The following is an 11,458-nucleotide window of genomic DNA, read 5'->3' as shown; positions in this document are numbered from 1 at the left end:
CCGTCGTCCCGTCCCCCGGAGTGCCGCATGCGTGCCGCCGTCTCGATCCTCCTGTCCGCCGCCCTCGCGTTCGCGCCGGTCGTCGCCTGCGCGCAGCCGGCCGAGACGATTTATCACGGCGGCACGATCCACACGATGAACCGCGCCGCCCCCACGGCCGAGGCGATCGCGGTCGCCGGCGGGTCGATCATCGGCGTCGGCCGCCGTGCCGATGTCGAGGCGCTCGCCGACGGCAACACGCGCCGCGTCGACCTCGGCGGCGCCACGCTCCTCCCCGGGTTCATCGACGGCCACTCCCATTTCTGGAGCGCCCTGGAGGTGCTCACGCAGGCGGTCCTGTGGTCGCCGCCGGCGGGCGACTGCCGCTCCGTGGCCGACGTGATCGCCAAGCTCCGTGCGCTCAAGGAGCGGCGGCACCTCGGTCCCGGGAAGTTCGTCGTCGGGTTCGGCTGTGATCCCGAGCTGCTCGCCGAGAAGCGCATGCCGTCGTGCGCCGAGCTCGAGGGGGCGTTTCCCGACAATCCGGTGATCGTGATCCACGTCAGCGGCCACGGCGCGATGCTCGACGGCAAGGCGCTGGCCCACTTCAAGATCGGCCGCGACACCCCGGTGCCTGCCGGCGGCGTGATGCCCAAGGACCCGGCGACGGGAGAGCCGACGGGATTGCTGTTCGAGACGGCGTTCCTTCCGGTGTTCGCCGGGATGCCCGCCCCGCCGCCCGACGACCTGCTGGCGCTGGTGCCCCAGGCGGTCGAGCTGTATACCGCCGCCGGGATCACGACCGCCCAGGAGGGGGCGACCCACGCCGACCAGCTCACCCTGCTCCGCGAGGCGGCCAGTCGCGGGATGCTCTCGATCGACGTCGTGTCGCTGGCATTCATCACCGACCTCGACGCGATCTTCGGCGCGAAGCCGCCGCGGTCGGAGCGCGAGTACGTCGGCCACCTCCGCCTCGGCGGCGTGAAGATCGTCGCCGACGGCTCGCCGCAGGCGAAAACGGCCTACTTCACCACGCCCTACCTGACCGGTGGACCGGCCGGCGAGAAAGAGTGGCGCGGTGAGCCGACGTTCCCGCCGGCGACGCTCGTCGACCTGGTGAAGCGTGTCTACCAGGGCGACGCCCAACTGTTCATCCACTGCAACGGCGACGCCGCCATCGACCTCCTCCTCGACGCCCACCGGGCCGCCGCCCCCGACCCCGCCGCCGACCGGCGCACCGTCGCCGTCCACGCCCAGTTCGCCCGCCCCGATCAACTGGAGAAGTTCAAGGCGTTCGCGATCTCGCCGAGCTTCTATACGGAGCACTGCTTCTATTTCGGCGACACGCACGTCGCCAACCGCGGTGCCGAGCAGGCGGCGGGAATCAGCCCGCTGAAGTCGGCCCGGGCCCTCGGCCTGCACTGCACCAACCACACCGACTTCAACGTCGCGCCGATCGACCAACTGTTCACCGTCTGGACGGCGGTCAACCGCGTCTCCCGATCGGGCGCGGTGATCGGGCCCGACGAGCGGGTCACGCCCCTGGCGGCGCTCGAAGCGCTGACCATCGACGCCGCCCGGCAGTATCGCGAGGACTACCGCAAGGGATCGCTCGAGCCGGGCAAGCTCGCGGACCTCGTGATCCTGTCCCACGACCCCTGTGCCGTCGAGCCGATGACGATCCGCGACATCGAGGTCATGGAGACGATCAAGGAGGGGAAGACGGTGTGGCGCAGGGAGGCTGCCAAGTGAAGTCGCTCACCGACCACCTCGTGATGGAGATCCCGGCGCGGACGGGGTTCGTCAACATCACGCCGCGCGTCGAGGCAGTCGTCGAGCGCTCCGGCATCCGCGAGGGGCTGTGCCTGGTCAACGCGATGCACATCACCGCCAGCGTGTTCATCAATGATGACGAGTCGGGCCTCCACGAGGACTACGCCAAATGGCTCGAGCGGCTCGCCCCGTTCGACGCCTCGCCGCGCACCTACGCCCACAACCGCACCGGCGAGGACAACGCCGACGCCCATCTCAAGCGGCAGATCATGGGGCGCGAGGTGGTCGTGGCGATCACCGCCGGCAAGCTCGACTTCGGACCGTGGGAGCAGATCTTCTACGGCGAGTTCGACGGCCGCCGACCGAAGCGCGTGCTGGTGAAGGTGATCGGGGATTGAGGCCACGGTGCGGGCGACCGGCCCCGCGAACCGGGGCAAATTGGGCGACCTGTGCCGGCGGTGACGGCCGGGGCTGGTCCACGGCGCACGGGTCTGCCGATTGGAGCGTCGGTGTGTTCCCGCACCGATCGGAGCCGCTCGATGCGCACGTCGCACCGCCCGCTGCGGAAGGCCGTCACCCTGCTGACGGCCTGGGCCTGCCTCCTTCCACCGCCACGGGCTGACGGCGGGGAATGGGCCGATTCCCTGTGGCGCGGCCTGTCGCGCTCGTCGTCGCATCAGCGCGCCCGTCCCCCGGCGACGCCGATCGACGGCTGCGTCGAGCGTCTCGCCGGTGAGATCGACTGGCTCGAGAAATACATCGACTCCTACGGGTCGATCGTCGCCAAACACCCCGACGTCTGGGGCCAGAGCCGGCTGATGCGGCACCGCGTCGAATTCGAAAAGACGCTCGTCGACGAGCTCGGCAAGTTCCAGGATCTCAACAACGGCAGCCTGCGCCGCAGCGACCAGAGCTTCCTTGGGATGGCGATGGCGCTCCAGGCAGCCTCGCGCGGCCAGCCGATCCCCGGGGCGGGCCAGGGCTCGCCGACGGCCTCGGCGATCAGCCTGGTCACGACCGGAACCGACGGCGACGCGACGCCGATCTTCCGCAGCGCGCCGTTAGCCAACACCGGCACCGCGCCGTTCGCCACGTTCGGCCTCGGCGACGACAACGCGGTGTCGCTCGAGCCCAACGTCCACCTCGACCACCTCGCCGGCTACGTCAAGCACCTCCAGGAGCTGCGCCGGATCAACGAAGGCGACGACAACGGCGACTCGCCCGGGTACTCGCTGAACCTGGTGCGGATCCCGGTCTCGATCCTCCCGGGCCAATACACGCAGCGCGGCCACGGTGCCGAGATCACCGTGACCGCCGACCTCGTCCTCGGCGAGGAACTCCTCCCGATCACGTTCCGCAGTCTCGTGATCAACGACCTCGTCGACACGATCGCCCCGACGCTGACCTTCGCCATCAACGATCCCCTCAGCCGCCATGTCGCCTGGCAGACGGTCCACCGCGAGGCGATCGAGGAACGGATCGCCCGCACGGCCGACGATCTGGCCCGGGCACGGGAGCAGCAGGCGGCCGCCGCCGCCGCGATGACCGCGGCGCGCGAGCACCTCGCCGAGCTCGAAGCCGCCCAAGCCGAGCAGGCGGGGATCGCGGCCGACGCCCGCGATGCCGTCGTGAACGCGGCCACCGGGCAGGTCCAGGCGTTGCTCGGCACCAAGGAGGCGGAAGGCATCGCGGCGGAGATCCGCCGCTATGCCGCCGGCGGGGCGGGCGCTCGGGCGGAGGGCGGCGGCGCCGTCCGCACGGCCCCCGGCACCGCCGACAAGCCGCTGTCGAGCAGCGACGTCACGGCCGTCACGCGCCGGCTCGTCACCGACATGCTCGCCCCGTCCGCCGACGGCGCCTCCCGCGCGGCAGCCGCGACACGCTCGCCTGCTTCGCAGACGACGCTGGAGCTGATGGGGAAAGCCTGGCAATCGATCACCGAGCAGCATCCCGATCTCGTCGAGCAGTCGCGGTCGACGGTCCGGGTGGCCCAGCAAACGCAGGCCCAGATCACGGCCCGGATCGCCGACTTCGAATCGTCGCGGCTCGCCAGCGAGTCGGCGCTCGCCGCTGCCCAGCAAGCCCTCGCCGATGCCGAAGCACGCCAGGCCGAGGCGCGCACAAGCGCCCGTGACCTCGGCGATGCCCTCGCGTCGCTCCGGGCCCGGCTGTCGGTGGTCTCACCGGCCATCGTGCCGTCGACGAAGTCGCGCCGCTCGCGGCTGCCGATTCCCCCCAGCCAGCTCACCGAGGTCGGCGGCCTGCGCCAGGTGTCGCTGTTGATCACGGAGATCCACGGCGCCCTGCACACCCATCCCGCCAACCGCCCCTGCATCGACTACAACGACGTCCGCGGTCTCCTCGGCGAGGAGCTGCAGGCCGCCTACGACCTGCTCTCCCAGCCGGCCTCGCGCGGCGTGTGGGAGTCGCTGCCGGCGTGGAACCTCGCCGAGCTGGTGCGCACGCGGCGCTTCAACGAGCTGGAGCGGCGGCGCTGCGAGTTCTTCTCGCTGCTCGGCGGCGAGCCCGCCACGCCCGCCGGCGCCACCGGCATGCCCTGCTGCAACGACACGGCGTGCCACGCCACCTGCAACTCGATCACCGGTGTCCTCGCCTGGGGGATCCTCGTCGAAAGCGCGCTGCTCGGCGAGCGACTCGTCGAAGACATGCGCGAGGCCGCCAGCGCCCAGGGGCGTCTGTCGCCCCCCGACGGAAGCTGGGCCGGCCCGTTCTACGGCCCTGATCCCGGTCCCTCCGCCCGATCGGCGTTCAACGACTACGTCCGCCTCCGCTGGCCGATCCGGATCTTCGCCCTCGATCCGGTCGTCCAGGAGCAGAACATCGAAGACCTGTATTCCAAGCAGCGCGAACTGCAGATCACGATGGCGCTGGCGACCGCCGGCGGGCGGCTCAATTCCCAGGCCGCCAGCCGCTACGCGCGCCGACTCCAGACCGACATGGCGACGATCGCCCTCAACAAGACGGCGGTCGCCTTCTCCCACGGCAGCGACACGTTCGGCTGGCGCTTCTACCCGCGCTTCCAATCACCGCCGACGCGCAACAACATCGCCGCCTTCGCCGACACCCTCGTGGGGAGCAATTCGGAAAAGCGCGACCTCGCCGAGCGCCGCCTCGAGCCCGGGATCCGCGAGTGCACGGCGATCGTCGTCATGCCGTCGTTCGTGCCCTACGTGAACTTCGACGTCCGCACCAACTGGTTCTCGCTCACCAAGCCGAAGGACACCGAGCAGAGCATGCGCCAGACGCTGCAGCTGTCGCGGAGCATCAAGGCGATGCAGTCGTCCGCCGCGCGCTGCGCCGAGTGCGCCGGCGCCTACCGCGACGGCGAGGTCGCCCGCCTCATGCGCCGCGTCGAGCAGCTCGACCGCGAGCTCCCGTTGCAGTCGATGCTCACGCAGATTCCCTACGAGAACACGTCGGGGGGATTCGAGCTGCTGACCACCGGGATCACCGACCTGGCCCCGGAACTGGTCGGCTGGTACGGCGCGCCCGGAGTCAGTGCGACCGGCGAGACGACGATGTTTCTCGTCGGCAAGGGGTTCAGCGTCCTCGACACGCAGGTCATCGCCGGCGGGCAGCTGGCGGGGGTCGAGTTGATCAGCCGGCAGGTGATGCGGATCACGATCCCCGCCGGCGTGCAGCCGATCCGGCGGCCGTCGGCCGGCGACTGCGCCTGTCCGCCGCCTCCCCCGCCTCCCTGTCCGCCGACGCCCGCGACCGCGCGGGCGCTGCGGCCACGGGCGACGGGGCAGGTCGCGCGGACGGCGGCGATCGAGCCACTGCCGACGCCCGCCGGCAACCCGCTCCGCGCCCGAAGCCTGCCCGACTCGGTCCTCGTCGAACCCTGCCCGCCGGCCACGCTCGGCTTCGGTGGGCTCCCCGCACCCGAAGCCCCCCTCGTGTGCCCCGACGTGTATGCCGACGAGCTCGCAGCGAACTGCGGTCGCGACTGCATCGACGGCCAATTCGTCGACATCCACCTCGCCACGCCATACGGCGTCTCGGGGCATCTGCTGATCCCCTACCTCCCTCCACCGGCAGCACCCGCCCCGCCCCCGGTCACCGCGCCGCCCCCCGCCGCCTGCCCGCTGGCGATCGATCCCCCTGCCGAGATCGCGCTGACCGCGAGCCGGACCGGTGCCGGCACGTGGCGCGTCAACGAATACTTCGACGCCACGCCCGACGCGATCCGGATCCACGTGCCCCAGCGCTTCGCCGCGCCGTCGTTCGCCGAGCTCCGCAGCACCGTGCGCGAGCGCGACACCGGCGCCGTGGTCGCGGCGTTCGCGACGACGGCGCCTCACTTCGACGTCGCCGAAGGGGCGTATGTCCTCGCCGGCGGCGAGCTGCGCAACTTCATCGGCGATACCTCGCGCCCGGCCACCGACAAGACGCTCCGCGGCGCCATCAAGCCCTACCTCGACTCCGTCGGGGCCGCGGTGCCGGCCGACGACCCCGATCGGATCGCCTGCGACCTGGTGCTCACGATGGAGCTCGTCTCCGGGCAGCAGGTGATCCCGATCGACGGCGCGATCGACGTCTCGGTGCGCTACGCCCCACAGGCCGGCGACGACGGCTGAGCGCGGTCAGTTGACGACGTTGACCGGCGCGCCGGCGGCAAACGCGGCGACGTTGGCCGTCGCGATCTCGATCAGCCGGGCCCGTGCCGCACGCGTCGCCCAGGCGAGGTGGGGCGTGATCACGCAGTTGGGCGCCGTGATGAGCGGATGATCCGCCGCCGGAGGCTCGACGGCCAGCACGTCGAGGCCGGCACCGGCGATCGTGCCGGCGACGAGCGCCGCGGCGAGCGCAGCTTCGTCGACGAGCGGCCCGCGGGCCGTGTTGAGCAGGTAGGCCGTGCGCTTCATCAGGCGCAGCCGCCGCGCGTCGACCATCCGCTCGGTCGCGGGCACGAGCGGGCAGTGGAGCGAGACGACATCGGCCGCGGCGAACAGCCGATCGATCGCGGCGGCGTCGCCGCGGGCGCTGGCATGGATCACCTCCATCCCGAAGGCGGTCGCGATCCGCCCCACGGCCCGCCCGATCCGACCATGGCCGACGATCCCGAATGTCTTCCCGGCCAGTTCCACCAGTTCGCCGTCCCAAAAACAGAAGTCGGGGCAGGCGGCCCAGCGCCCCGCGCGGACGGCGTGGTCGTGGTGGCCGGTGCGGTTGGTGAGCTCGAGGAGCAGCGCGAACGTCGCCTGGGCGACGTTCGGGGTCGAGTATTCCGGCACGTTGACCAGCGCGATCCCCCGGGCCCGCGCGGCCGCGGCATCGACGACGTTGAAGCCCGTCGCCAACACGCCGATCAGCCTGACGCGCGGCAGCGCCGCGATCACGGCGGCAGGCAGCGGCGTCTTGTTGGTGAGGACGACGTCGGCGTCGCGGGCCCGCTCCACGACCTGCTCCGGCGCGCTGCGGTCGAAGACGGTGACGCTCCCGAGGCGCTCTAGCGCCTCCCAGGAGAGATCGCCGGGATTGGCCGTGTGGCCGTCGAGGATCACGATCCGCATCGGGCTCTCCGCGTGTCGGCTGGGCCGGTGCTGCCGCACCCTGCCGGCGGCGCCCCGGCGCGGCCCGCCCTCCTTCCGCCGCCGCGCCGGGTGGAGGATACTGCACGCCCCGTCCAGCGGCAGCCAGCCCCGCCACGATTCACTCCATGTCCGCCCCGCGCTTGAGCTTGGTGATCGCCGTCGTCGCCGCCGCCGCCCTGGCATTCCTCGGCTGGCAGGAGTGGACGCGCCGGCTCGGCAGCGGCATCCCGACGGGGATCGTGTCGGGCAACGGCCGGATCGAGGCCGTGCAGGTCGACATCGCGACGAAATACGCGGGCCGGATCGACACGCTGACGGCCCGCGAGGGAGACCTGGTCGAGCCAGGGCAGGTGCTCGTGCGGATGAACACGCTCGAGCTGGAGGCCGAGCGGGCCAAGGGGGAGGCGCGGATCGCCGAGGCGGAGGAGGAGGTGGCCCGCGCCAAGGCGGAGATCGTCAGCCAGGAGAGCCAGCGGCTCTCCGCCCGCCACCAGCTCGACCGCGCCGAGCGCTTGCTCGAGTCGAAGACGATCACGCGCGAGGAATACGAGGAGAAGGAGTCGCGGCTCGAGGTGGCCGACGCCGCCGTCAACGCCGCCACCGCCCACCTCCATGCCGTCGAGCAGTCGATCGCCGTCGCCCGGGCCGACGTCCGCCGCGTCCAGGCGCAGATCGACGACTCGCGGCTCGCGGCCCCGGTCCGCGGCCGCGTCCTCTACCGCCTCGCCAGCGAGGGGGAGGTGCTCGCCGCCGGTGGCAAGGCGCTGACGCTCCTCGATCTCGGCGACGTGTATATGGAGATCTTCCTTCCCGCCCGCGACGCGGCCCGGGTGAAGATCGGGGCCGACGCCCGGATCAAGCTCGACGTCCGGCCGGAATACGCCGCCCGCGCCGCGGTGAGCTTCGTCTCCCCGTAAGCACAGTTCACCCCCAAGCAGGTCGAGACGGCCGCCGAGCGCGACAAGCTGATGTTCCGCGTCAAGCTCCAGGTTCCCCCCGACCTCGCGCAGGCCCACGTCGAGCGAGTGAAGACCGGGGTCCGCGGCGTGGGCTACGTCAAGGTCGACGACACCGTCTCCTGGCCGGCCGATCTCGACCGCCCGTTCCCGCCCGAAGACACCCCCGCCGACGCCTCCCCGGGCCGCTGACCATGCCCCCTCAGCCGGCCGACAGCGTGGCCGTGGTCGACGGGCTCAGCCACCGCTACGGCGCCACGGTGGCGCTCGACGGGATCACGCTGGCGATCCCCGCCGGGCGGATGGTGGGCGTGATCGGCCCCGACGGCGTCGGCAAGTCGACGCTCCTGTCGATCGTCGCCGGGGCCAAGCGGATCCAGTCGGGGCGCGTCGCCGTCCTCGGCGGCGACATGGCCGACGCGCGCCACCGCGACGCCGTCTGCCCGCGGATCGCCTTCATGCCGCAGGGGCTGGGGCGCAATCTGTCGAACGAGCTGTCGGTGTTCGAGAACGTCGACTTCTTCGCGCGGCTGTTCGCGATTCCCGCCGCCGAACGTCCGGCCCGGATCGCGGCGCTGCTGGCGGCGACCGGCCTCGCGCCGTTTCCCGACCGCCCCGTCGGCTCGCTTTCGGGGGGCATGAAGCAGAAGACGGGGCTGTGTACGGCGCTGGTCCATGACCCCGACCTGTTGATCCTCGACGAGCCGACCACCGGCGTCGATCCGCTGTCGCGCCGGCAGTTCTGGACGCTGATCGCCCTGATCCGCCGCGACCGGCCGACGATGAGCGTCCTGGTGGCGACGGCCGACATGGAGGAGGCGGCGCGCTTCGACCTGCTCGTGGTCGTCGACCGGGGCCGGATCCTCGCCGTCGGCACACCGGCCGAGCTGATGGCGCGGACCGGCACGGCCACGCTCGAGGCGACCTACGTCGCCCTCCTGCCCGAGGCCGATCGCGGTCCGACACAGGCCCTCGTGATCCCGCCGCGCACCGTCCACGACGGCCCACCGGCGATCGTCGCCCGCCACCTCACCAAGCGCTTCGGCGATTTCGTCGCCGTCGACGACCTGTCGTTCGAGATCGCGCGCGGCGAGATCTTCGGGTTCCTCGGCTCCAACGGCTGCGGCAAGTCGACGACGATGAAGATGCTCACCGGCCTGCTCCCGGCGACGTCGGGTGAGGCGATCCTCCTCGGCTCCCCGGTGGAAGACACCGGCGTCGCCGCCCGGCGGCGCGTCGGCTACATGTCGCAGTCGTTCTCGCTGTACGGCGCCCTCACCGTCCGCCAGAACCTCCTCCTCCATGCCCGTCTGTTCCACCTCCCCGCGGCCCGCGCCGCCGCGCGGATCGCCGAGCTGGAGAAGCGCTTCGGCCTCGGCGCGCACCGCGACGACCGTGCCGAGATCCTCCCGCTCGGCGTGCGCCAGCGCCTGTCGCTCGCCGTGGCGGTGATCCACGAGCCGGAGATGCTGATCCTCGACGAGCCGACGTCGGGCGTCGACCCGGTGGCGCGCGACGCCTTCTGGGAGCTGCTCGTCGGCCTGTCGCGGGAGCAGGGGGTGACGATCTTCGTCTCCACCCACTTCATGAACGAGGCCCTGCGCTGCGACCGGATCTCGCTGATGCACGCCGGCCGGGTGATCGCCTGCGACACGCCGGCGGCGCTCCTGGCCGCCGCCGGGACCGACGACTTCGAAGAGGCGTTCATCCACGCGATGGCCGACGCCGCCGAGCCGTCGGACGCCGCCGCGCCGCCACCGGCCGCCGCCGTCCTCCACCACGGCGGGCCCGTGCGCCCGCCGCGCTTTCCCGGCCTCACGCGTCTCCTCGCCTACGCCCACCGCGAGTCGCTCGAGATCCTCCGCGACCCGGTCCGGCTGGCGTTCGCGTTCGGCGGGTCGCTGCTGTTGATGGTCGTGCTCGGCTACGGGATCACGACCGACGTCGAGCAGGTGCGCTACGCCGCGTTCGACCAGGACCGCAGCCCCACCAGCCGCGACCTCGTCGCCGCCTTCGCCGGATCGCGCTCGTTCGCCGGCCGGCCCGACCTCGCCGGGGCCGCCGACCTCGAGCGGCGGCTGCGCGCCAACGAGATCTCGCTGGCACTCGAGATCCCGCCGCAGTTCGGTCGCGCCGTCGCGCGCGGCGGCCCGACGGAGCTGTCGGCCGTCGTCGACGGCGCCAATCCCGCCCGTGCCGAGACGATCGCCGCCTACGCCACCTCGGTCGTCGCCGGCCACGTGGCCGACGTCGTCCGCCGCGGCGCCCCGCTTCCCGACCTCGCCAAGCGCCTCCCCGCGATCGAACCGCGCTTCCTCTACAACCCGGCCTTCGAGAGCAAATACGCGATCGTGCCGAGCATCCCGGCGACGCTCCTGATGCTCCTCCCGGCGATCCTCACCGCCGTCAGCGTGGTCCGCGAGAAGGAGCTCGGCTCGATCGTCAACTTCTACGTCACGCCGACGACGCGGCTCGAATTCCTCCTCGGCAAGCAGCTGCCGACGGCGGTCATCGCCCTGGTCGCCTACATGCTCCTGGTGGTCGTCGCCGTGACGCTGTTCGGCGTGCCCCTCCGCGGCCACGGCCCGATGCTCACGGCGTGCGCCTGCCTGTACGTGCTGGCGACGACGGCGATCGGCCTGGTGATCGCCTCGTTCACGTCCAGCCAGGTGGCGGCGGTGTTCGCCACGGCGATCGTCACGATGCTCCCCACGATCCAGTTCTCGGGCCTGTTCCAGCCGGTATCGACGCTCGTCGGCCAGGCCCGCGTGATCGGCACGCTGTGGCCGACGACCTATTTCCTCCACGCCAGCGTCGGCGCGTTTACCAAGGGGCTCGACGCCCCCCTCCTCGCCGCCGACGCGCTGGCCCTGGCGGCGTTCGTGCCGGTGCTCCTGGCGATCGCCCGCGCCCTGCTCCCGCGGCAGGAGGTCTGAGATGGCCTCCGCCGCCACGATCCTCTGGCTCGGGCTCAAGGAGCTGCGCGAGCTGTCGCGCGACGTGGTGCTGGTGGTGTTCGTGGCCTACGCGTTCACGCTGGCGGTCCTCAGCCAGGCCCGGGGCACGTCGTCGGAGGTCCACAACGCGTCGTTGGCGTTCGTCGACGAGGATCGCTCGGCGCTGTCGCGCCGGCTCGCCGCCGCCTTCCTCCCCCCGCGTTTCAAACCCCCGCAGGAGCTGGCCGCGGCCGAC

The 11,458-nt window shown here is 72.0% G+C and carries 6 protein-coding genes and 1 pseudogene; 6 read left to right on the top strand and 1 reads right to left on the bottom strand.

All coding sequences use genetic code 11. The features are described 5' to 3' along the window. The first annotated feature begins 27 nt into the window (after positions 1-27). The 3 genes from FJ309_10445 (at position 28) to FJ309_10435 (ending at position 6,353) form a co-directional block, all read left to right on the top strand. Complete coding sequence (locus FJ309_10445; protein ID MBM3955015.1) at positions 28-1,731, top strand: amidohydrolase; 1,704 nt, start codon at positions 28-30, stop codon at positions 1,729-1,731. Further along, positions 1,728-2,150: a YjbQ family protein gene (locus FJ309_10440; protein ID MBM3955014.1), complete on the top strand. Its 423-nt coding sequence runs from the start codon at positions 1,728-1,730 to the stop codon at positions 2,148-2,150. Before FJ309_10445 ends, FJ309_10440 begins: the two co-directional genes overlap by 4 nt. A gap of 141 nt (positions 2,151-2,291) precedes the next feature. Further along, positions 2,292-6,353 carry a hypothetical protein gene (locus tag FJ309_10435; protein MBM3955013.1) on the top strand — a complete coding sequence of 1,354 codons (4,062 nt, stop codon included), beginning with the start codon at positions 2,292-2,294 and terminating at the stop codon, positions 6,351-6,353. A gap of 6 nt (positions 6,354-6,359) precedes the next feature. Here the strand turns inward: FJ309_10435 and FJ309_10430 are convergent, their stop codons facing one another. Next, positions 6,360-7,289: a D-2-hydroxyacid dehydrogenase gene (locus FJ309_10430; GenBank protein ID MBM3955012.1), complete on the bottom strand. Its 930-nt coding sequence runs from the start codon at positions 7,287-7,289 to the stop codon at positions 6,360-6,362. A 146-nt stretch (positions 7,290-7,435) separates the two neighbouring features. Here FJ309_10430 and FJ309_10425 point away from each other — a divergent pair. The 3 genes and pseudogenes from FJ309_10425 to FJ309_10415 form a co-directional block, all read left to right on the top strand. After that, a pseudogene (locus FJ309_10425) lies at positions 7,436-8,458 on the top strand (HlyD family efflux transporter periplasmic adaptor subunit). A gap of 2 nt (positions 8,459-8,460) precedes the next feature. After that, a complete protein-coding gene (locus FJ309_10420) occupies positions 8,461-11,202 on the top strand; it encodes an ATP-binding cassette domain-containing protein (GenBank protein ID MBM3955011.1) in 2,742 nt (913 codons plus the stop codon). 1 nt (position 11,203) lies between these two features. After that, positions 11,204-11,458, top strand: a 255-nt coding sequence (locus FJ309_10415) for a hypothetical protein (protein MBM3955010.1), incomplete at its 3' end; no start/stop codon positions are given.

The sequence above is a fragment of the Planctomycetota bacterium genome, assembly GCA_016872555.1.
Taxonomy (GTDB): domain Bacteria; phylum Planctomycetota; class Planctomycetia; order Pirellulales; family UBA1268; genus F1-20-MAGs016.
This window is presented reverse-complemented; position numbering and strand designations above follow the sequence as displayed.

What these genes read in the sequence shown, in the direction of transcription:
- FJ309_10420 (MBM3955011.1), top strand. Translation starts at nt 8,461, where the DNA reads ATGCCCCCTCAGCCGGCCGACAGCGTGGCCGTGGTCGACGGGCTCAGC.
- FJ309_10430 (MBM3955012.1), bottom strand. Translation starts at nt 7,289, where the DNA reads ATGCGGATCGTGATCCTCGACGGCCACACGGCCAATCCCGGCGATCTC.
- FJ309_10435 (MBM3955013.1), top strand. Translation starts at nt 2,292, where the DNA reads ATGCGCACGTCGCACCGCCCGCTGCGGAAGGCCGTCACCCTGCTGACG.
- FJ309_10445 (MBM3955015.1), top strand. Translation starts at nt 28, where the DNA reads ATGCGTGCCGCCGTCTCGATCCTCCTGTCCGCCGCCCTCGCGTTCGCG.